Below are 23,985 nucleotides of genomic sequence, written 5' to 3' on the forward strand. Positions count from 1 at the left end.
CGGTAGCTTCGGCTTTCGCTCAGGAAGACTTACCGAACTCCCTGTGGATGAATTCGAACAGCTCGTCGTCTGTCGCTGTCTCCAACTTGCGGGTTACGGGCTCCTCGTCATCCACGGACGGCCTGTCCCCCAGCACCGACAGTAGGCTGCGCAACCTTGCTTGCACGGCGTCCAGATCGTGGTCTGGGGAAAGAGCTGAAATTCCGGCTTCAATCTTGTCCAGCTCCTGAAGTACTGCCTGGTCCGGGGAGATCTGCCCCGGCTGCTCACCGAGGAGCCCCGAGCGCAGCCGTCCGACGAGGTCCAGCACGGTCGGATGGTCGAAGACCAGCGTGGCGGGCAGCTTCACTCCCGTGGCGGAGGTCAGCCGGTTGCGCAGCTCCACCGAGGTCAGCGAGTCGAATCCGAGGTCCTTGAAGGGCCGGTTCACCTCGACGGCGTCGGCCTCGTCGTGGCCCAGGACGGCGGCGACGGCGGACCGTACGAGACCGAGCAGGGCGGCGTCGCGTTCCGCCGCGGCCATACCGCGCAGCCGGTCGCCGTGGTCCGTGTCCGGCTGCTGCGACGCGTCGGGACCGGCCGATGCGGGGCGGCCGGTGGGCAGCTCGGTGAGCAGCGGCCGGGGCCGGGCGGCGGTGAAGCCGGTCGCGAAGCGCGGCCAGTCGATGTCGGCGACAGTGAGCAGCGTCTCGTCGTGTTCCAGGGCCTGGCGGAGTGCGGCGAGGGCCCGTTCGGGGGCCATGGCGATGACGCCCCGGCGGCGCAGTTGCTCCTCTGCTGCCGGGTCGGCGGCCATGCCGCTGCCGGACCAGGCGCCCCAGGCGACCGAGGTGGCGGTGCGGCCGCGTGCTCTGCGGGACTGGGCGAGGGCGTCGAGGGCGGCGTTCGCCGCGGCGTAGGCGGCCTGGCCTCCGCTGCCCCAGACACCGGCGTTGGACGAGAACAGCACGAACGCGTCCAGGTCGGCCTCGTCGAAGTACTCGCCGTACAGCTCGTCGAGGTGGGTTGCGCCCAGGGTCTTCGCGGCGAGCACGTCCGCGCATTCCTCGATGCTCATCTCGGACAGCGGGGTGGCCTGGACGGCTCCGGCGGCGTGTACGACGGTACGGACGCGGAGTCCTTCGTCGCGCAGTCCGGCCAGCAGAGCGGCCAGCGCGGCACGGTCGGCCACGTCGCAGCCGACGATGGTCACCTGGGCGCCGAGTGCGGTCAGTTCGGCGCGCAGTTCCTCGGCGCCGGGCGCGTCGGGGCCCCGGCGGCTGGTGAGCACCAGGTGCTCGACGCCGGATTCGGCCAGCCAGCGGGCGATGTGGGAGCCGAGTCCGCCGGTTCCGCCGGTGATGAGTGCGGTGTCCCGGGGCTGCCAGGTGCGTTGCGGCGGGGTGTCGTCGAGCGGCGCGGGTACCAGCCGCCGTACGAGGACGCCTTGGCGGCGCAGGGCGATCTGGTCCTCGTCGCCGCTGCCGGCCAGGATCTGGCGGATCCGCTCCGCGTCGGGTTCGGCCAGTTCGGCGGGCAGGTCGAGGAGGCCGCCCCAGCGGTCGGCGCACTCGAGGCCGATGACCCGGCCCAGGCCCCAGATCTGTCGTTGGGCGGGGTCGGTGAGCCGATCGGCGGGGGTGGCCAGTTCGGCTCCGCGGGTCAGCAGCCACAGGGGCGCCTCCCCATCGGTGCCGGTCAGTGCCTGGGCCAGCCGCAGGGTGGCCGCGACTCCGGCGTGCAGCGCCGGGTGCGCCGGGTGGGGGCGTACGTCGGTGCCGAGCAGGGAGACGATGCCGTGCACGGTGCCGGAGTCCGCCAGGTGGGTGCGCAGCAGTCCGGCGAGCGAGTCACGGGTGGCGGTGGCCGCGTCGACGGTCACGGTCCGCAGCTCGGCTCCGGAGGCTGCCGCCAGTGCCCCGCCGACGGTGTCGCACCAGGCGGCGGCGTCGGCGGTGGCGCCTGAGAGGTCCGGGGTGAGCAGCAGCCAGGTGCCGGACAGCCGGGCGGGCCGTTGCTCGGGGAGCGGGCGCCATACGGCGCGGTAGCGCCAGGCGTCCAGTGCGGCGGCGTCGCGGCGGGTGCGCCGCCAGGCGGACAGCCGGGGCAGCACCTCGTCGAGGGTGGTCGCGCCGATGCCGAGGGTGTCCGCGAGGGCGGCGGTGTCCTGCCGTTCGACGGCGCTCCAGAAGGCGTCGCCGACCGGGTCGGCGGCGGACCGGTCGGTGACGGCCGTCGCGGGGCGCGGCCAGTAGCGCCGGTGCTGGAAGGCGTACGTGGGCAGTTCGACGTGGGTGGCCGGGGCGTCCGTAGCGGTTACCGCGTCCCAGTCGACGTCGATGCCGGAGCAGTACGCCTCGGCCAGCGAGGTCGCGAACCGGCGCGGGCCGCCGTCGTCGCGGCGCAGCGAGCCTCCGACGAAGATCTGCCCGGCCATCGGGGCGCCGCTGTCGGTCAGGTCGTCGACGGTCTCCCGGACGGGGACGGTCAGGACCGGGTGGGGGCTCATCTCCAGGAAGCCGCGATGGCCGTGCCCGGCGAGGGTGCGTACGACGGGGTCGAGCCGCACGGGCCGGCGCAGGTTCTGGAACCAGTACTCGGCGTCCAGTTCGCCGTCGTCGATCCACTCTCCGGTGACGGTGGACAGCATGGGGATCGTGGGGTGCTGCGGCCGGATCGGGCGCAGCGCCTCGCGGATCTCGTCCGCTATGCGGTCGACGTGGACGCTGTGCGAGGCGTAGTCGACGGGGATGCGACGGACCCGTACGCCGGTGCCCTCGCAGTGGACGAGCAGTTCGTCGAGGGCGTCCACGTCGCCGGAGATCACCACGGAGGCGGGGCTGTTGACCGCGGCGACCGAGAGGCGTCCGTCGTAGCCGGCGACCAGCTCCGCTGCGGGTTCGGGCGCGAGCATCACGGAGACCATGCCGCCGCTCGCGGCGAGTGCGGTCAGTGCCCGGCTGCGCAGGGCGACGACGCGGGCGGCGTCGCGCAGGGAGAGGGCGCCGGACACGCAGGCGGCTGCGATCTCGCCCTGGGAGTGTCCGATCACCGCGTGCGGGCGGACGCCGCAGGACTGCCAGAGTTCCGCGAGCGAGACCATCACCGCGAACAGCACGGGCTGGACCACGTCCACCCGGTCGTATCCGGGGGCTCCGGACGTGCCATGCAGTACGTCGGTCAGCTTCCAGTCCACGTACTCGGCCAGCGCTTCCTCGCAGGCGGCGAGTTTCGCGGCGAACACCGGTGAGGAAGAGGCCAGTTCGGTGGCCATGGCGACCCACTGGGCGCCCTGGCCGGGGAAGACGAACACCGTTCTGCCGGGTGAGCCGGCCGTCGCGGTGACGACGTGTGCGCTCTCCCGGCCGTCGGCGAGCGCGGCCAGAGCGGCCACCAGCTCGTCGTGGCCGCTGCCGATGACGGCGGCGCGCCGGTCGAGCGCCGCGCGCGAGGTGACCAGGGTCCGGGCCACGTCCGCGGGGGCCGGTGCGTCCGGGCCGGTGACCCGGGACAGCAGCCGGGCGGCCTGGTCGGTGAGTGCCTGCGGTGTCTTGCCGGACAGGGTCCACAGCACCGCGTCCGAGAACGGTGCGGGGCGCGGGGTGGTGTCAGGGGCACTGGCAGGGGCGGTGTCAGGACCGGGCACCACCGGTTCGACGCTCACCGGTTCGGGTGCCTGTTCCAGGATGGCGTGGGCGTTGGTGCCGCTGACGCCGAATGCCGAGACTCCCGCGCGGCGCGGCCGGCCGAGGTCGGGCCAGGCCTGCTGCTCGGTGAGCAGCCGTACGCCGCCGCCCTGTGCGCTGTCCCAGTCGACGTGCGAGGTGGGTGCGGCCACGTGCAGGGTCTTCGGCAGGGTGGCGTGCCGCAGTGCCAGGACGGTCTTGATGACTCCGGCGACACCGGCAGCCGCCTGGGTGTGGCCGATGTTCGACTTGAGCGAGCCGAGCCACAACGGCCGGTCCTGGGGCCGGTCCTTGCCGTACGTGGCGAGCAGCGCCTGCGCCTCGATCGGGTCACCGAGCCTGGTGCCGGTGCCGTGGGCCTCCACCGCGTCGACGTCCTGCGTGGTGAGGCCCGCCGCGGCGAGCGCCTGGCGGACGACGCGCTGTTGGGCGGGGCCGCTGGGGGCGCTGAGCCCGTTGGACGCGCCGTCCTGGTTGACGGCGGTGCCGCGGATCACGGCCAGCACGGGGTGCCCGTTGCGACGCGCGTCGGAGAGGCGTTCCACCATGACGACGCCCGCGCCCTCACCCCAGCCGGTGCCGTCGGCGTCGTCGGAGAAGGCCTTGCAGCGGCCGTCCGGCGACAGTGCGCGCTGGCGGCTGAACTCGACGAACGCGCCGGGGGTGCTCATCACGGACGCGCCGGCCACCAGGGCTGCGCTGCACTCGTCGGCGCGCAGGGCCTGGCAGGCCAGATGCAGGGCGACCAGGGACGCGGAGCAGGCGGTGTCCACGGTCATGGCGGGGCCTTCGAGCCCGAACGTGTAGGAGATCCGGCCGGAGAACACGCTGGCGGAGCTGCCGGTGGCGATGTAACCGGCGACGTTCTCCTCGGAGTTGTGCAGGGCCACCGGGTAGTCCTGGCCGTTGGTTCCGGCGAACACGCCGATACGGCTGCCGCGTACGGAACGCGGGTCGATGCCGGCCCGTTCGAACGCCTCCCAGGAGCATTCCAGCAGGAGGCGCTGCTGCGGGTCCATGGCCAGTGCCTCGCGCGGGTTGATGCCGAACAGGTCGGCGTCGAAGTCCGCCACGCCCTGGAGGAAGCCGCCCTCCCGTGCGTACGAGGTGCCCTCGTGGGCGGGGTCGGGGTGGTGGAGGGAGGCGGTGTCCCAGCCGCGGTCCTCGGGGAACGGGCCAATGCCGTCCGCCCCGTCGGTGAGCAGCCGCCACAGCTCCTCCGGGGTCCGGATGCCGCCGGAGAACCGGCAGCTCATGGAGACCACGGCGATCGGTTCGTCGTCGGCCCGCGCCACGGCGGGCACCGGGAGGAGGCTGTCGTCGGGCGTGCCGTCGGCGTCGGCCAGCTCATGCAGCAGGTGGCGGGCGAGCGCGTCGGCGTTGGAGTGGTCGTAGACGAGGGTTGCGGGCAGGACGAGACCGGTGAGCGTGGAGAGCCGGCCGCGCAGGTCCAGGGCGAGCAGCGAGTCGAAGCCGAGCGCCGAGAACGCGGCCTCCGGTTCGACCGCGGTGGCGGACGTGTGCCCGAGCACCTCGGCGGCCTGGGCGCGCACCGCGTCCAGCAGTGCGGAGTGCCGCGCCTGTTCGGGCAGGGCGAGCACTTCGCGCCGCAGCGTCGGTGCGTTGCCCCGCGAGGCGGCGGCGACGGCGTCCACCGTCGCGCCGAGTTCCGCGAGGAGACCGCTGGGCCGCCCGGAGGTCATCCGCGTCCAGTCGGCGTCGGCGATCACCGCGCAGGACGCGTCACCGGTCAGGACGGGCTCCAGTGCGGCCAGCGCGTCCGCGGCGTCCATCGGGTTGAGACCGGTGTGCCGCATCCGCTCCGCCATGCCGTCACCGGCGGCCATGCCGTCGCCGGCCCAAGGGCCCCACGCGACCGACAGGGCCGGCCGGCCGGCGCGCCGGCGCGTCTCGGCCAGCGCGTCGAGGTAGGCGTTCGCCGCCGCGTAGCCCGCCTGGCCGACGGCGCCCAGGGTGCCGGACAGCGAGGAGAACAGCACGAACGCGGTCAGCTCCCGGTCCCCGAGCAGCTCGTTCAGGTGCGCGGCGGCCGTCGCCTTCGCCGCCCAGATGTCCGCCAGTTGCCGCGGGGTCATCGTGTGCAGCAGGCCGTCGTCGACCACTCCGGCGGCGTGGACGACGCCGTCGACGCGGACGCCGTCGGTGTCGAGTCCCTCGATCAGGGCGGCGAGCGCGGCCCGGTCGGAGACATCGCAGGCCGCGAGGGTGACGCGGGCACCGGCGGCGGTCAGTTCCTCGCGCAGCGCGGCCGCACCGGGCGCCTCCGGCCCCCGGCGTCCGACGAGTACGAGGTGCTGGGTGCCGTGTCCGGCCAGCCATCGGGCAACGTGGGCGCCCAGCGCTCCCGTACCGCCGGTGACCAGGACGGTGCCGCTCAGCGGCAGTTCGGCCACCTCGCCGGACGGCCGGGCGCCGCGTACCAGGCGCCGTACGGACATGCCTGCGGGGCGGATCGCGATCTCGTTCTCGGTGGTGCCGCCGGCCAGCAGACCGGCCAGCCGCTCGATGTCCCGCGCGGTCGGCAGCGCGGGCAGGTCGACCAGGCCGCCCCATCGGTCGGGGTGTTCCATCGCCGCCACCCGCCCCAGGCCCCAGACCGCTGCCTGCTCGGGCTCCGGTGCCGCATCGGCTCCGCCGGTGGCGACGGCACCGCTGGTGACGCACCACAACGGCGCCGCGACCGAGGCCTGGCCGAGTCCGCGTACCACCTGTGCGAGCCAGCCGGCCCGGCCCGGTCCTGAACCTGCGCCCGGCGCAGGCAGGCAGACGGCTCCCGCGATGCCGGTGTGCCCGGTGAGCAGCTGTGCGGGGTCCGTGTCCGGGGTGAGGACGATCAGTTCGGGCTGCGCGCCATGGGCCAGCAGCCCTTCGGTGAGCGGGGCGACGAGCGGGGCGTCGGCCGCTGGCGCGAGCAGCAGCCAGCGTCCGGCGAGCCGGCCGCGCCGCTCGGTGATCCGGTGCCAGGCGACCTGGTAGCTCCAGCCGTCCTGGGTCCGGGACGGGCCCGCTCCGAGCCAGTAGCGCCGGCGCTGGAAGGCGTACGTGGGCAGGTCGGTGACCCGCGCGCCGGCGGGGGCGAAGAACGCCGCCCAGTCGGCCTCCGCACCGGTCGCCCACAGGTGCGCCAGGGCGGTGACCGAGGTGACGGGGTCGGGCTTGTCCCGGCGCAGGAGCGAGACCACCGACACGGTGTCCCCGCAGGTTTCCTCGACGGCCCCGGTCAGGCTCGCGTCCGGCCCGAGTTCGACGAAGCGGGTGACGCCCAGGGACTCCAGGCGGGTGACGGCGTCGGCGAACCGCACCGTGCCGCGCACCTGGTCGGCCCAGTAGTCCGGGAAGAAGCCGGTGACCGGCTCGCCGGTCAGGGTGGAGACGATCGGGATGCGCGGAGTCTCGTACGTGACCTCGTTCGCCGCCGTACGGAACGCGTCCAGCATCGGGTCCATCAGCACCGAGTGGAAGGCGTGGCTGACCTCCAGCCACCGTGCCTGGCGGCCATCGAAGGCAGCCGACGAAGCGACCGCCTCAACCGCCTCACGGGCACCCGACAGGACGACCTGGCCCGGAGCGTTCACCGCAGCCACGGAGACACCCTCGACCAGGAACGGTGCGACCTCGTCGAGCGTCGCCCGCACCGCCCACATCGCACCACCAGCAGGCAACGCCTGCATCAACCCGGCACGCGCGGCCACCAGCTTGCACGCGTCGGCCAGCGAGAACACCCCGGACACGTGCGCGGCGGCCAGCTCACCCACCGAATGACCCACCAGGTAATCCGGGCGCACCCCCCACGACTCCACCAGCCGGAACAACGCCACCTCGACCGCGAACAACGCCGGCTGCGCCCAACCCGTTCGTCCGAGAGCCTCCGCGTCGGTGAACATCACCTCGCGCAGCGGCCGGTCCAGCAGACCGTCGAAGTGCGCACACACCGCATCCAGAGCCTCCGCGAAGACCGGATAGGCGTCCGCCAGCTCGCGGCCCATGCCGAGCCGCTGGCCGCCCTGACCCGAGAACACGAACCCGGTCAGACCGTCCCGGGCCACCACCGGCACCGCGCCCGGCGCCGGCTCACCGGCCGCCAACGCGCCCAGCCCTGCGAGCAGCTCGTCCGTGTCACTGCCGAGGATGACCGCGCGGTGCTCCAGCGCGGCCCGGCTCTTCGCCAGTGACAGACCCACATCCGCCGCGTCCAGACCCACCAGCCCGGACCGCAGCCGGCCGGCCTGCTCCACGACGGCCTCGCCCGACCGGGCCGACACCAGCCACGGCACGACGGGCAGAGGCGCGTTCCCCCGGGCGGGCTCCGGCTCGGCGGGCGCCTCCTCAAGGATCACGTGCGCGTTGGTGCCGCTGATCCCGAAGGCGGAGACACCGGCCCGCCTGGGCCGCTCGCCGCGCGGCCACTCCCGCGCCTCCGACAGCAGCTCCACCGCACCCGCCGACCAGTCCACGTGCGAGGACGGGGTGTCGGCGTACAGCGTCCTGGGCAGTTCGCCGTGCCGCATCGCCAGCACCATCTTGATCAGACCGGCGACACCCGCCGCAGCCTGTGTGTGACCCAGGTTCGACTTCACCGAGCCCAGCCACAGCGGCTGGTCGGCGGGCCGGTCCTGACCGTAGGTGGCCAGCAGCGCATGCGCCTCGATCGGGTCACCCAGCCGGGTGCCCGTGCCGTGCGCCTCGACCGCGTCCACGTCTGCCGACGACAGTCCGGCGGTGGCCAGTGCCTCCCGGATCACCCGCTGCTGGGCGGGGCCGCTGGGAGCGCTGAGGCCGTTCGACGCGCCGTCCTGGTTGGTGGCGGTGCCGCGCACCACGGCCAGCACCCGGTGGCCGTTGCGCCGTGCGTCCGACAGCCGTTCCAGGACGAGGACACCGGCGCCCTCGCCCCAGCCGGTGCCGTCGGCCTCGTCGGAGAACGCCTTGCACCGGCCGTCGGAGGCGAGGCCTCCCTGGCGGCTGAACTCGGTGAAACTGTCCGGCGTGACCAGCACGGCCACACCACCGGCGAGCGCCATGGTGGATTCGCCGGAGCGCAGGGACTGGGCGGCCCAGTGCAGCGCGACCAGTGAGGACGAGCAGGCCGTGTCGAGGGTGACCGCCGGGCCTTCGAGCCCGAGGGTGTAGGCAACCCGGCCCGAGACGACGCTGTTGGCGTTGCCGATGAGAAGGTGGCCCTGGACCTCCTCGGGGACGGAATCCAGCCCGCTGCCGTACCCCATGCTGTTGCAGCCGATGAAGACGCCCGTGCGGCTGCCGCGCACGGACGACGGGTCGATGCCCGCGTGTTCGAAGGCCTTCCAGGCCGTTTCGAGCAGCAGCCGCTGCTGCGGATCGGTGGCCAGCGCCTCGCGCGGGCTCATGCCGAAGAAGGCCGCGTCGAAGTCGATCGCGTCGTGGACGAATCCGCCCTCGCGGACCCCGCCGACGGTGGACGGCCAGCCTCGATCGGACGGCAGCGGTGACAGGGCGTCCGTGCCGTCGGCGAGCAGTTTCCAGAAGTCCTCCGGCGAGCGGATGTCGCCCGGGTAGCGGCAGCCCATACCGACGATGGCGATCGGCTCGTCGGCCGCGTGGGCGACGGCCGGTGCCACCGTGTCGTCCGCGGCGCTCCCTTCACCGCCCAGCTCCGTGTGGAGGAAGGCGGCGAGGAGCCGGGGCTGGGCATGATCGAAGACCAGGGTGGCGGGCAGCCGGAGTCCGGTCGCGGCGGACAGCCGGTTGCGCAGCTCCAGGGCGGTCAGCGAGTCGAAGCCCAGCTCGCGGAAGGCGCGCGTCTGCTCGATGGCGGAGCCGTCGGCGTGGCCGAGCACCGCCGCGGCGTGGGCGCGTACGAGTTCCAGCAGTTCCCGCTGCTGCTCGGCCGGGGTCAGGCCGGCCAGCCGGCGGCGCAGCGCGTCGTCGGCACCGTCGTGTCCGGTGTCCGGCCGGCCCGCTTCCGCGGCCTTCCTGACGTCGGGGAGTTCGTCGAGCAGCGGGCGGGGGCGGGCCGTGGTGAAGGCCGGGGCGAACCGCTCCCAGTCCATGTCGGCCACGACCGCGACGGTCTCCTCGCGCTCGACCGCGGCACGCAGTGCGACGAGGGCGGAGGCGGGCGGCATCGCGCGGATGCCCCGGGCGCCCAGGTGGCGTGCCATGGACGCGTCGGCCGCCATACCGGCGCCGCCCCAGGCGCCCCAGGCGACCGAGGTGGCGACCCGGCCGCGCGAGCGCCGGTGGTGTGCCAGCGCGTCGAGGTGGGCGTTGGCCGCCGCGTAGACCGACTGGCCGCCGCTGCCCCAGACACCGGCGCTGGAGGAGAACAGCACGAACGCGTCCAGCGGCCGGTCGCCCAGCAGTTCGTCGAGGTGGGTGGCGCCCAGCGTCTTCGCCGCCAGGACGTCCGCGAGGTCCGCGAGGCTGTGCTCGGCAAGCGGCGCGAACTCACCGACGCCCGCCGCGTGCACGACCGCCGTCAGCGGGTGCTCCTCCGGTACCAGGTCGAGCACCCCGGCCAGCGCGGCCCGGTCCGCGACGTCGCAGGCGGCAACGGTGACGCCCACGCCCTGCGCGGTCAGCTCGTCCCGCAGTTCCGGCACTCCGGGCGCCTCGGCCCCGCGCCGGCTGGTCAGGATCAGGTGGTCGATGCCCTCCGCGGCGAGCCACCGGGCGAGTTCCGCACCGATCCCGCCGGTACCACCGGTGACCAGTGCGGTGCCGTGCGGCTGCCAGCGGCGGCCCCGTGCCCCGCCAGGCCCGGCGTGCACCAGACGTCGCACGAAGGAGCCGGACGCGCGCAGCGCGATCTGGTCCTCTGCGCCGTCGGCCAGTGCGGTGGCGAGGCGCTCCGCGCCACGGGCGTCGAAGAGTTCGGGCAGGTCGATCAGCCCGCCCCAGCGGTCCGGGTGTTCCAGCCCGACGACCCGGCCCAGCCCCCAGGCCGCTGCCTGCGGCACGCTGCGCGGCGGGTCAGACGGCCCGATGCCGACCGCGCCCCGAGTGGCGAGCCACACCGGCGCGGCGAGGTCCGCGTCACCGAGTGCCTGCACCAGCGCGACGGTGGCCGCCAGCCCGGCAGGTACGGCGGGCTGTCCGGGATGCGGGCGCTCGTCGAGCGCGGCGAGGGACAGTACCCCGGCCGGCTGCGGTACGAGTTCCCGCAGCCGCTCCGTGATCGCCTGCCGCTCGGCCGTACCGTCGGCCAGTACCAGGGTGTGTACGTCGGCGCCGTGCGTGCGCAGGGCGTCGAGGACCGCGCCGGTGTGCTCAGTTTCCGCCTCGCTCTCCGGCAGGACGACCAGCCATGCCCCCGTCAGCTCGGGCTGCCCGGCGCTGCTGCTCCTGGGGCGCCATTTCACTTCGTAGCGCCAGGAGTCGGTGGTGTCCTGCTCCCGCTGCTTGCGCCGCCAGTCGGCCAGCGCGGGCAGCAACGGATCGATGAGCGCACTGTCCGCACCCAGCGTGCCGGCCAGCGCATCCACATCGGCCCGCTCCACCGCCGCCCAGAACGCACGGTCAGCAGCAGTGCCCTCATCCCCGGACACCACCGCCTCGGTCTCGAACTCCGGCCAGTAGGACTGATGCTGGAACGCATACGTGGGCAGGTCCACGGTCACGGGCCGGGCGCCGTCGGGGAAGGCGGCCGACCAGTCGACGTCCACGCCGCGCACCCACAGCTCTGCCACCCCGGCCAGGAAACGGTCCAGACCGCCGTCATCCCGGCGCAGCGAACCGGTGACGACACTGCCGTCCACGATCTCCTCGACGGCGGCGGTCAGTACGGGGTGCGAGGAGGCCTCGACGAAGACTCCGTAACCCTCCCCGCTCAGCTTCTCGATCGCCTCGGAGAACCGAACCCGCGAGCGCAGATTCGTGAACCAGTACCCGCCATCCATCCCGGAACCGTCCACCAGTTCGCCGGTCACCGTCGACATCAACGGGATGTCACCCGCACGCGGGGAGACCCCGGCCAGCTCGACCGCCAGATCCGCCTCCAGCACATCCATCGCAGCCGAGTGCGAGGCGTAATCCACCGCTATCCGCCGCGCCCGCAACCCCTGCCCCCCGCACTCGGCAACCAGCTCGTCCAGAGCAACGGCCTCACCCGAGACCACCACCTGCGACGGACCATTCACCGCAGCCACCGACACCCGGCCCGCCCACGAACCAAGCAACTCCTCCACCCGCTCCACCGACGCCGCCACCGACGCCATACCGCCCGCACCCGCCACCGCCGCAATCGCCCGGCTCCGCAAGCACACCACCCGCGCCGCATCCTCCAACGACAACACCCCCGCCACACACGCGGCAGCGATCTCACCCTGCGAATGCCCCACCACCGCAGCCGGCACCACACCGAACGAACGCCACAACGCCGCCAACGACACCATCACCGCAAACGACACCGGCTGCACCACATCCACCGCATCCAACGACGGCGCACCCGGCGCCCCATTCAGTACCTCCGTCAACGACCAGTCCACATAAGCGGACAACGCCGACTCACACTCCACTACCGCCTGTGCGAAGACCGGGGAGGACTCCAGCAGCTGGGCGCCCATGGCGGCCCACTGCGCGCCCTGACCAGGGAAGACGAACGCGGTACGGCCGACGGGAGCCGCAAGCCCGGTGACGACCTGCCCGGCGGGCTCGCCCGCCGCCAGCGCGGCCAGAGCGGACACCGGCTCCCCCACCACAACCGCCCGGTGCTCGAACCGCGCCCGGGACGACACCAACGACCACCCGACACCCACCGGATCAGTGCCGTCCGCCAGCGGACGCAGCGCCTCGGCCTGACCCCGCAGCGCGGCAGCACTCCGCCCCGACAGAATCCACGGCACCACCGACGGCGTCCCGGAAACCGTCCCCCCGGCCTCCGCCTCCTCCGGCACCTCTTCAAGGATCACGTGGGCGTTCGTCCCGCTCATCCCGAACGCCGACACAGCCGCACGCCTCGGCCGCTCACCACGCGGCCACTCCCGCGCCTCGGCCAGCAGCTCCACCGCACCCGCCGACCAGTCCACATGCGACGACGGCGTACCCAAATGCAGCGACTTCGGCATCAACCCGTGCCGCATCGCCTGCACCATCTTGATCACACCAGCCACACCGGCCGCAGCCTGCGCATGGCCGATATTCGACTTGATCGAGCCCAGCCACAGCGGAGCGTCGTCCGGCCGGTCCTGACCGTACGTGGCAAGCACCGCCTGCGCCTCGATCGGGTCACCCAGCGAGGTACCCGTACCATGCGCCTCGACCACATCCACGTCCGAGGAGGCCAGCCGCGCGTTGGCCAGCGCCTGCCGGATCACCCGCTGCTGCGACGGGCCGCTCGGCGCGGTGAGGCCGTTCGACGCACCGTCCTGGTTGACAGCGGTGCCCCGGACGACGGCCAGGACGCGGTGGCCGTTGCGGCGCGCGTCCGACAGCCGCTCCACCAGGAGGAGGCCGACACCCTCGCTCCAGGCCGTGCCGTCGGCGTCGTCCGAGAACGGCTTGCACCGGCCGTCGGGGGCGAGGCCGCGCTGGCGGCTGAACTCGCGGAACGTCGAGGGGCTCGTCATCAGCTGCGCGCCGCCGGCGAGGGCCAGCGAGCATTCGCCGGAACGCAGGGACTGCACCGCCAGGTGGAGCGCCACCAGGGAGGTGGAGCAGGCGGTGTCCACGGTCACCGCCGGTCCTTCGAGACCCAGGACGTAGGCGATGCGGCCGGAGGCGACGCTGGTGGCGGTGCCGGTGGCGAGGTAGCCTTCGGTGTCGACGCCGCTCTGGTGGACCAGCGGTCCGTAGTCCTGGCCGGTGGCCCCGGCGAAGACGCCGGTCGATGTGCCGCGCAGCGAGGCCGGGGATATCCGGGCGTTCTCCAGGGTCTCCCAGGCGACCTCCAGGAGGAGCCGCTGCTGCGGGTCCATCGCCAGGGCCTCGCGCGGCGAGATGCCGAAGAAACCCGCGTCGAACCGGTCGGCGTCGTGGAGGAACCCGCCCTCGCTGACGTACGTGGTGCCGCGCCGGTCCGGGTCCGGGTCGACGAGGGACTCGAGCTCCCAGCCGGGCCGGTCGGGAAACTGCGAGATGGCGTCCTCGCCCGCGGCGAGCAGCTGCCACAGCAGCTCGGGGCTGTTGGCCCCGCCGGGCAGCCGGCAGCCCATGCCCACGATCGCGATCGGCTCGCGCGCGACCTGCTCCAGGCGCTCGTTGCGCTGCTTGAGCTGCTCGTTGGTGCGCAGCGCGGCGCGCAGGGCATCGACGATCTTGTCCGAAGGTGCGGTCATGTCAGCTTTCCTGTACATGGGTGTCGGTGCCGAGTGCCAGCTCGACGAGGTCGGCCACGTTCATGTCGTCGATGCGCTCCGCGGTGTCGGCCGCGGTGTCCGCGTCCGGGGCGTCGGCCTGCTGCGGGGCGGCGGCCAGCTCCAGCAGGGCGTCGAGCAGCCCGGTCTCGCGCAGCCGGCTCAGCGGGATGGCGCGCAGGGCCGACCAGGTGGCCTCCTCCTCGGGGCTCTGCGCGGCGGCCTCGCTGTCGGCGCCGAACAGGCGGGTCGTCAGGTAGCGGGTGAGGTCCGGGAAGGTGGGGTGGTCGAAGACCAGGGTGGTCGGGAGCTGCAGGCCGGTGAGCGCGGACAGCCGGTTGCGCAGGGTCACCACGGTCAGGGAGTCGAAGCCCAGGTCCCGGAAGGACCGGTCGGACAGCAGCTCGGAGGCCGATTCGTGTCCGAGGGCCACCGCCGCCTCGCGGCGGATCCGGTCGAGCAGCAGCCGTTGCCGCTCGGTGTCGTCGAGTGCGGACAGTTCGCGGACGAGTCCGGTCACGGCGTCGCTCTCGGCGGCGGGTGCCTCGGACCCGGTGAGTGCCTGTCGTGCCTCCGGCACGCCGAGGATCAGCGGCCTGGAGCGGGCGGCACTGTATGCGGGGGCGAAGGCCTGCCAGTCGATGTCCGCGATGACCAGGTTGTGGTCCTGGCGGCCGACGGCGTCGGCGAGGGCGGCGACGGCCAGGTCGGGGTCCATCTGCCGGTTGCCGAGCCGGTGCAGATGGGCTGCGGTGTCGGTGTCCACCATGCCTCCGCCGTCCCAGGCGCCCCAGGCGAGGGACAGGAACGGCAGTCCGGCCGCCCGTCGTTCGGCAGCGAACGCGTCGAGGTGGGCGTTGGCGGCCGCGTAGCCGATCCGGCCGGAGTTGCCCCAGGTGCCGGCGCCGGAGGAGAACAGGACGAAGGCGTCGAGGTCGAGGTCCTCGGTGAGGGCGGCGAGGTTGCGGGTGCCGGTCACCTTGGGGCTCAGTACGGCGGCCAGTTCGGCGGGGGTCAGCTCCTCTGCGGGCATCTCGCGTCCGCTGGTGCCGGCGACGTGCAGCACCGCGCGGATCGGCGGACCGTCGGTGCCGATCTTGGCGAACAGGTCGCCGAGGGCGGCCCGGTCGGCCAGGTCGCAGGCGGCGATGACGACGTCGGCACCCAGGTCGACGAGTTCGTCGATGAGTTCCGGCATGCCGTCCGCGGCTTCTCCGCGCCGGCTGACCAGGACGACCCGGTCCGCGCCCGAGCGCGCGGCCCAGCGGGCCAGGCGGCTGCCGAGGGCTCCGGTGCCGCCGGTGATCACCACGGTCTCGCGCGGCTGCCAGGGCGTCGCCGCGCCGTCGGCGGGCGCGCGGACCAGCCGGCGGGCGAGTATCCCGGAGGGGGCGATCACCAGCTGTTCCTCGCCGGTGGTGCCGCCGAGGACGGCGCACAGGTGGCGGGCGCTGTCGGCGTCCAGCTCCTCCGGCAGGTCGAGCAGTCCGCCCCAGCGGCGGGGCAGGTCGAGGCCGATGACCACGCCCGTGCCCCACACCAGTGCCTGTGCCGGGTGGCGCGGCGGGTCGGCGGGGCCGGTGCCGACCGCGCCCGTGGTGCCCAGCCAGAGCGGGGCGTCCAGGTCCAGCGCGGTCAGTGCCCGGACCGTGGCGAGGACGGCGGTGAGCCCGGTGGTCATCGCGGGGTGGTCGGGGTGCGGGGTCTCGTCGAGGCCGGTGAGGCAGAGCACTCCGGCGGGGCGTCGGCCGTCGAGGGCTGCCGTGATCCGCTCGGCCAGCGAGGAGCTCCGGCCCCCGGCAGTATCGCTTCCGGCGGTGCCGTTTCCGGTGGTGTCCACCGGTACGTCGATGACGTCGGCGCCCGCCTGCTGCAGTGCGCGGGCGGTGGCGTCCGCGAGGCGGTCGTGGGCTCCGGCGGGCCGCAGCAGCAGCCAGCTCCCGGACAGCGGCGCGTCCGGGCCCGCCGCCACCGGCTCCCACTGGGTGCGGTAGCGCCAGTCGTCCAGCGCGGTACGGAGCCGGCGTCCGGTGTGCCAGCGGGACAGGGCGGGCAGCACGGGTGCCAGTTCGCAGCGTGCCATGCCGGTGTGCTCGGTGAGTGCGTCGAGGTCCTGGTCGCTCACGGCCCGCCAGAACTCGGCCTCGGCCGGGTCCGCGACCGTTGCCACGATCTCCTCGAACTCCGGCCAGAACCGGCGCCGTTGGAAGGCGTACGGGGGCAGGTCGATGCGCCGGGCGCCGGTGTCCTCGAAGACCCGGGTCCAGTCGACGGCCGCGCCCGCCGTATGGGCCTCGCCGACGGACCGCAGGAAGCGGGCCAGTCCGCCGTCGAAGCGGCGCAGCGAGCCGAGGGCGGCCACGTCGTCGCGGTCCGCGAGGGTCTCCTCGACGGCGGCGGTCAGCACGGGGTGGGCGCTGACCTCGATCAGCGGTCCGTAGCCCTCCTCGGCGAGCGCCCGGACGGAGTCCGCGAAGCGCACCGGCCGACGCAGGTTCTGGAACCAGTACGAGCCGTCGAACACCGGGCCGTCGGCCCAGTCGGCGGTCACGGTGGAGAAGAACGGCACGTCGGGCGCCGATGACGTGACCGGCGCGAGGACCTCCGCGAGCCGGTCCTCGACGGCGTCCGCGTGCGGGGAGTGGGAGGCGTAGTTGATCGGGACGGTCCTGGTGCGGATGGACTGGTCCGTGCAGGCGGCGGCGAACTCCCGCAGCGCGTCCGCGTCACCGGAGACGATCACCGCGCGCGGGCTGTTGACCGCGCCGATGTGCAGCCGGCCCTCGTACGCCCGCAGCAGTTCCTCGACCAGGGCCTGCGGGGCGGCCACCGAGAGCAGGCCGCCGAGCCCGGCGAGTGCGGTGACCTCGCGGCCGCGCAGGCAGACGACGCGGGCGGCGTCGCGCAGGGTCAGCGCTCCGGCGAAGCAGGCGGCGGCGATCTCGCCCTGGGAGTGGCCGACGACCGCGGCCGGTTCGACGCCGCAGGAGCGCCACAGTTCGGCCAGTGACACGGTGACGGCGAACGTCGCGGGCTGCACGACGTCGTCGCTGTCGAGGCCGGGGGCGCCCGGTGCGCCGCGCAGCACGTCGGTGAGCCGCCAGTCGACGAACTCGGCCAGCGCGGCCTCACAGCGGGCGATGCTGCGGGCGAACCGGGGTGAGGTGTCGATCAGTTCGGCGGCCATGCCGGCCCACTGGGAGCCCTGGCCGGGGAAGACGAACACCGGGCGGCTCAGCGGACGGGCGACGCCCTCGACGACGTGCGCGCTGGGTTCGCCCTCGGCCAGGGCGCGCAGTCCGTCGAGGAGTTCGCCCCGGTCGGCGCCGACGATCACCGCGCGGTGTTCGAAGGCCGACCGGACCGTGGCCAGGGTCAGGCCCACGTCCACGGGTGCGGTGTCCTGGAGGGCCGGCAGCAGGCTGTCCGCCTGGGCGCGCAGGGCCGGTTCGCTCGGTGCGGACAGGGTCCAGGCGACGGCGGCGGGCGGCGTGCGGTCCGGGTCCGGACGGGCGGCCGACGCGGGCTCGGCAGGTGCCTGTTCGAGGATGACGTGGGCGTTGGTGCCGCTGATGCCGAACGAGGAGACCGCGGCACGGCGCGGCCGTCCGGTGTCGGGCCAGTCCTGGTTGCGGTCGAGCAGCCGTACGGCGCCGGACTCCCAGTCGACCCTGGACGAGGGCTCGTCCAGGTGCACGATCCTGGGCAGTACCCCGTGCCGCATCGCCAGCACGGTCTTGATGATCCCGGCGACACCGGCGGCGGCCTGGGTGTGCCCGAGGTTCGACTTGAGGGCGCCGACCAGCAGCGGGGTGTCGTCCGCCCGTTCCTGGCCGTAGGTGGCGAGCAGCGCCTGCGCCTCGATCGGGTCGCCGAGCGGGGTGCCGGTGCCGTGCGCCTCGACGGCGTCGATGTCCACGGCGTCCAGCCGGGCGTTGGCGAGCGCCTGGCGGATGACGCGCTGCTGGGAGGGGCCGTTGGGGGCGGTGAGCCCGTTGGAGGCGCCGTCCTGGTTGACGGCCGAGCCGCGTACGACACCGAGGACGGTGTGCCCGTTGCGGCGGGCGTCGGAGAGCCGCTCCAGGAGCAGCAGTCCGGCGCCCTCGCCCCAGCCGGTGCCGTCGGCGCCCTGCGCGAACGGCTTGCAGCGGCCGTCGGTGGCGAGTCCGCGCTGGCGGCTGAACTCCTGGAACACGGTGGGTGTCGACATCACGGTGGTGCCGCCGGCCAGGGCGAGCGAGCACTCGCCGGAGCGGAGTGCGGCGACCGCCATGTGCACGGAGACCAGTGAGGAGGAGCAGGCGGTGTCGACGGTGACGGCCGGGCCCTCCAGTCCGTAGGTGTAGGCGAGCCGGCCGGAGGCGACGCTGCCCGCGGTGCCGGTGCCGAGGTGGCCCTCCAGATCGTGGGCGCGGCCGTGCAGCAGGGCCGAGTAGTCGGTGTACATCAGGCCGATGAACACGCCGGTGCTGCTGCCCCGCAGGGAGCGCGCGGGGAGCCCGGCCCGTTCGAAGAGCTCCCAGGACGATTCGAGCAGCAGGCGCTGCTGGGGGTCCATGGCGAGGGCTTCGCGGGGCGAGATCCCGAACGGGGTGGGGTCGAACCGGTCGGCTCCGACGAGGAATCCGCCCTCGAAGGCGTAGCTGGTGCCGGGCCGGTCTGCGTCCGGGTCGAGGAGCGCGCCGAGGTCCCAGCCCCGGTCCTCCGGCATCGGTACGACGGCGTCGTCGCCGCGCAGCACCAGCTCCCACAGCTGTTCGGGTGTCTCGACCCCGCCGGGCAGCCGGCAGGCCATGGACACGATCGCGATCGGCTCGTCGTCGGGGGCGCCGGCCGCCGTGACGGGGGTGGCGCCGGGGGCGGGCGCGGCCGTCGGACCCGCCGTCATCGACTCCAGGTGGCCGGCCAGCGCGGCCGGGGTGGGCTGGTCGAAGATGACGGAGGCGGGCAGTCTGAGGCCGGTCTGCTCGCTGAGCGTGTTGCGCAGTTCGACGGCCATCAGCGAGTCGAAGCCGAGCTCGGAGAACGACTTGTCGGGGTCGACGGCGCTCGTCGAGGAGTGCCGCAGTACGGCGGCGACCCGGCTGCGGACCAGGTCGATCGTGCGGACCGGCCGGGCCGCCGGGGCCGTCGCGGGCCTCTGGTGGCGTACCAGTCCGCGCAGCAGGGCGTGCATGGCCTGCTTGCCGTCCTGCCCGCGCAGGACGGGGAAGTCGAAGGCGGCGGGCACCAGGTTGCCCTCGGGGCTGCCGAGGGCCGTGTCGAACAGGGCGAGTCCTTCGGGGCCGCCCAGGCTGAGGACACCGATGCTGGCGGCGCGCTGCAGGTCGACGTCACTGAGGCCGCCGACCATGCCGTCCTGGCCCTCCCACAGGCCCCAGGCCAGGGAGAGGCCGGGCAGCCCCTGCCGGCGGCGGTTCTCCGCGAGGGCGTCGAGGTAGGCGTTGGCGGCGGAGTAGTTGCCCTGGCCGGGGCCGCCGAAGGTGCCGGCGGCGGAGGCGAACAGGATGAACGCGGTCAGGGGCAGGTCCTGGGTCAGCTCGTGGAGGTTGAGCGCCCCGGAGACCTTCGGGGCGAGTACGGCGTCGATGCGCCCGGGGGTCAGCGACTGGATGATGCCGTCGTCGAGGATGCCCGCCAGGTGGATGACGGCGGTCAGCGGGTGCGCGGCGGGCACCGTGTCGAGCAGTGCCGCCAGGGCGTCCCGGTCCGAGACGTCGCAGGCCGCGAGCCGCACCTCGGCGTCCAGCGAGGTCAGCTCGCCGGCGTCCGGGGAGTCCGGCCCCGACCTGCTGGTCAGCAGCAGGTGCCGGACGCCGTGCTGCTCGACGAGGTGCCGGCACAGGGCGCGGCCGAGCCGGCCGGTGGCTCCCGTGACCAGGACCGTTCCGTCGGCCCCGAAGGGGGACGCCGGCTCTTCGGTGCGGGGCTCCGGCCGGGCGAGGCGGGGCGCGTACCAGCGGCCGTCGCGCCACAGCAGCGACGGCTCGTCGTACGGGAGTGCCGCCACCGGGATCTGCGGGCCGTCGTCGGTGACGTCCACGAGGACGAACCGGTCCGGGTTCTCCGACTGCGCCGAGCGCACCAGGGCCTGGACGGCGGCGGCGACCGGGTCGGCCTGCGCGCTCTCGCCGGGCAGCCGGGCGGCGGCGCGGGTGCGCAGTACGAGCGGGGTCCCGTCCACGGGCTCGGGTCCGCCGAGCCGGTCCTGCAGGATCGCGAGGGTGCGGTGCAGGGCCTCGCGCAGCGCCTCGTGCGGGTCGTCCGGCAGCGCGGGGCCGCCCGGCAGGTCCATCACCTCGGGCGGTTCACCGGCCGGGGCGGGTCCGGCAGGGACCTCCGGCCACTCGACGCGGTACAGGGTGTCGCGGTGGCGCGGCAGTGCGCGCAGCCGTTCCCCGGGCAGCGGGCGTACCAGCAGCGATTCGACGGACACGACGGGCGTCCCGGCGGCGTCGGTCGCGGTCACCGTCAGCGAGCGCTGCCCGGACGGGCTGAGGGTGACGCGCAGTGCGGTGGCGCCCGGGGTGTGCACGCTGACGCCGGTCCAGGTGAAGGGGACCGCGGCGGCGGAGGTGTCGGCGCCGAGCGCGGAGGCGTGCAGGGCGGCGTCGAGGAGGGCCGGGTGCAGTTCGAACCGTTCGGCCTCGATGTGCCGGGACTCGGGCAGCTCGACCTCGGCGTGGATCTCGTCGCCGAGCCGCCAGGCGGCGCGCAGTCCGCGCAGCAGCGGACCGTACTCCAGTCCGGCCGAGGCCAGTTCGTCGTAGAGGTGCCCGGTCTCCAGGGGGGTCGCGCCCGGCGGCGGCCAGTCGGCGGGCCCGGCTCCGATGTCCGCAGGGCCGGGTGCCGGGGTCAGGGTGCCGGTGAAGTGGCGGGTCCACGGCCGGCCAGGGGTGTCCGCCTCCGGCCTCGCGTAGCCGGTGACGGCGCGCCGGCCGGCGGGGTCCGCGGCACCGATCACCAGTTGCAGGGTGACGCGGTCGGCGGGTTCCAGCACCAGTGGTTCGGCCAGGACGAGTTCGTCGACGCGGGGGCAGCCGATCCGGGTGCCGGCCGACAGCGCGAGTTCGAGGAAGGCGGTGCCGGGCACCAGGATGTGACCGGCCACGCGGTGGTCGGCCAGCCAGGGGTGCGTGGCGACGGACAGTTCGCCGTCGAAGACGAAGCCGTCCGCGTCGGCGCGTTCGACTCCGGCCCCGAGGACGGGGTGGCCAGTCGTCGTGTCGCGGTGCGGGAAGGGCGCCTCCAGCCAGAAGCGCCGGTGTTGGAAGGCGAAGGTGGGCAGCTCGGGGCGGCGGGCGCCGGTGCCCTCGTAGAAGGCGGACCAGTCGACGCGGCCGCCGCAGGCCCAGAGCATGGCCAGGGTCTCGGTGAGGGTCTCGGGTTCGGGCCGGGCACCGCGCAGCAGCGGCCGCACGAGGCCGGGGCCGGGCCGGCCGCCGGCGACGGCCGCGCACAGCGGTCCGTCGGGGCCGAGTTCGACGAACCGTTCGGTGCCCAGGGCGCGCAGCCGGTCGATGCCGTCGGCGAAGCGGACCGCCTCGCGTACGTGCCGCACCCAGTGCTCGGCGGTGAACTCCTCGACGGGACGCCCGGTCAGGTTGGACACGACCGGGACGGCCGGCCTGCGGTACTCGACGGTCTCGGCGACCGCGCGGAACTCCGCCAGCATCCCGTCCATGCGGTGGGAGTGGAAGGCGTGGCTGACGGTGAGGCGGCGGGTGTCGCGGCCGGGGAACCCGGCGGCGACGCGGAGCACTTCGTCCTCGTCGCCGGACAGGACCACGGAGTCGGCGGCGTTGATCGCGGCGATCGAGACGCGGTCCCCGAGCAGCCCGGTGACCTCGGCCTCGGTGGCGCGCAGGGCGAGCATGGCGCCGCCGGCCGGCAGGGCCTGCATCAGCCGGGCACGGGCGGCGACGAGCCGGCAGGCGTCCGGCAGGGACAGCGCGTCCGCGGCGTGGGCGGCGGCGAGTTCCCCGATGGAGTGGCCGATGAGGTGGTCGGGCCGCACACCCCAGGACTCCAGCAGCCGGAACAGGGCCACTTCGAGGGCGAACAGGGCGGGCTGGGTGTACTCGGTCCGGTCCAGCAGGCCGGTGTCCTCGAACATGACGGTCTTCAGCGGGGTGCCGGAACCGATGTCGAAGTGCGCGCAGATCTCGTCCAGTGTCCGTGCGAACACGGGGTAGGCGGCGTACAGCTCGCGGCCCGTCCCGGTCCGCTGGGAGCCCTGGCCGCTGAACATGAAGGCGACCGGGCCACTGAGGGGCTGTCCCGTGACCACACCGGGTCCGGTGCTCTCGCCGTCCGCGATGGCGGTGAGCGCGGCCAGCAGTTCCTGCGGGCCGGTGCCCACCGCCACCGCGCGCCGCTCCAGGGGCGCCCGGGTGACGGCCAGTGCGTGGCCGATGTCCTGGGGGGCGTGCCCGGCGGTGCCGGGGAGCAGCCTGCGGGCCTGGGCGGCGAGGCCTTCGGGGGTCTTCGCGGAGACCACCCAGGGGATCACGGGGAGGGTGCGCGGCGCGGGGCCTGCGGGCGGACCGTCCTGCGTCGCGGCGGCGGGCTCCTCCTGCGGGGCCTGTTCGACGATCAGGTGGGCGTTGGTGCCGCTGACGCCGAACGCCGAGACGCCGGCCCGGCGGGGGCGATCGGGTTCGGGCCACGGCCGGGCCTCGGTGAGCAGTTGCACGTCGCCCGCGGACCAGTCGACGTGCTGGGAGGGCTCGGTCACGTGGAGGGTCTTCGGCAGGCTGCCGTGCCGTATCGCCTGCACCATCTTGATCACACCGGCGACGCCGGCGGCGGCCTGGGTGTGGCCGAGGTTCGACTTGAGCGATCCGAGCCACAGCGGCCGGCCCGCCGGGCGGTCCTTGCCGTAGGTGGCGAGCAGCGCCTGCGCCTCGATCGGGTCGCCGAGCCGGGTGCCGGTGCCGTGTGCCTCGACGGCGTCCACGTCGGCCGGGGTGAGGCCGGCGTTGGACAGGGCCTGGCGGATGACGCGCTGCTGGGAGGGGCCGTTGGGAGCGGTGAGGCCGCTGCTGGCGCCGTCCTGGTTGATGGCGCTGCCGCGGATCACGGCCAGCACGCGGTGGCCGTTGCGGCGGGCCTCCGACAGGCGTTCCAGGGTGAGCAGGCCGACGCCCTCGGACCAGCCCGTCCCGTCGGCGTCGTCGGCGAAGGACTTGCAGCGTCCGTCGGGCGCCAGGCCCCGGTGCCGGCTGAACTGCACGAAGGTGACCGGTGTGGACATGACCGTCACACCGCCGGCCAGAGCCAGGGTGCACTCCCCCGACCGGAGGGACTGGCAGGCCAGGTGCAGGGCGACCAGCGAGGAGGAGCACGCCGTGTCCAGCGTGACCGCGGGCCCTTCGAGGCCGAGGGTGTAGGCGATGCGGCCGGAGGCGATGCTCGGGGAACTGCCGTTGCCTATGTAGCCCTCCAGGCCGCGCGGCGGCTGCCGCACCCTGGATCCGTAGTCGTTGTACATCACGCCGACGTACACGCCCGTACGGCTGCCGCGCAGCGACGTCGGGCTGATCCCGCCGTGCTCCAGCGCCTCCCAGGAGGCTTCGAGGAGGAGTCGCTGCTGCGGGTCGGTGGCCAGTGCCTCGCGGGGGCTCAGGCCGAAGAGTTCGGCGTCGAACCGGGTGGCGTCGTGCAGGAAGCCGCCCTGTGTCGAGTAGCAGGTGCCCGGCTGGTCGGGGTCCGGGTCGTAGAGCGAGCGCAGGTCCCAGCCCCGGTCGTCCGGGAACTCCGAGACGGCGTCGGTGCCGTCGGCGACGAGCTGCCACAGCTGCTCGGGCGAGGTGACCCCGCCGGGCAGCCGGCAGCTCATGCCGACGATCGCGATCGGCTCCGAGCTCTTCTCCTGGTGCTCGGCGAGTTTCTGACGGGTGCGCTGCAGATCGGCGGTGGCCCTCTTCAGGTATTCGCGCAGCCGCTCCTCGTTCATGGGACTCATCGGTCTCCCCCTCGTCCGGACCAGCTGGCCTGATGCACGTCCTGCTCCCCCATTCGCACGC

General features: G+C 74.1%; 2 protein-coding genes. Both read right to left on the reverse strand.

Annotation, left to right across the window (positions count from 1 at the left end):
- Positions 1-19: 19 nt before the first annotated feature.
- Positions 20-13,939, reverse strand: a complete 13,920-nt coding sequence (locus RLT59_RS38695) for a type I polyketide synthase (protein ID WP_311308161.1) — start codon at positions 13,937-13,939, stop codon at positions 20-22.
- Between the two features lies 1 nt (position 13,940).
- Entirely contained in the window at positions 13,941-23,924 is a 9,984-nt protein-coding gene (locus RLT59_RS38700; RefSeq protein WP_399127129.1) for a type I polyketide synthase, read from the reverse strand.
- Positions 23,925-23,985 lie beyond the last annotated feature (61 nt).

The organism is Streptomyces sp. ITFR-6 (genome assembly GCF_031844725.1).
Taxonomy (GTDB): Bacteria; Actinomycetota; Actinomycetes; order Streptomycetales; family Streptomycetaceae; genus Streptomyces.

Bases quoted from the DNA above. Each gene is read 5' to 3' on its own strand.
- RLT59_RS38700 (WP_399127129.1), bottom strand. From the start codon at position 23,924: ATGAGTCCCATGAACGAGGAGCGGCTGCGCGAATACCTGAAGAGGGCC.
- RLT59_RS38695 (WP_311308161.1), bottom strand. From the start codon at position 13,939: ATGACCGCACCTTCGGACAAGATCGTCGATGCCCTGCGCGCCGCGCTG.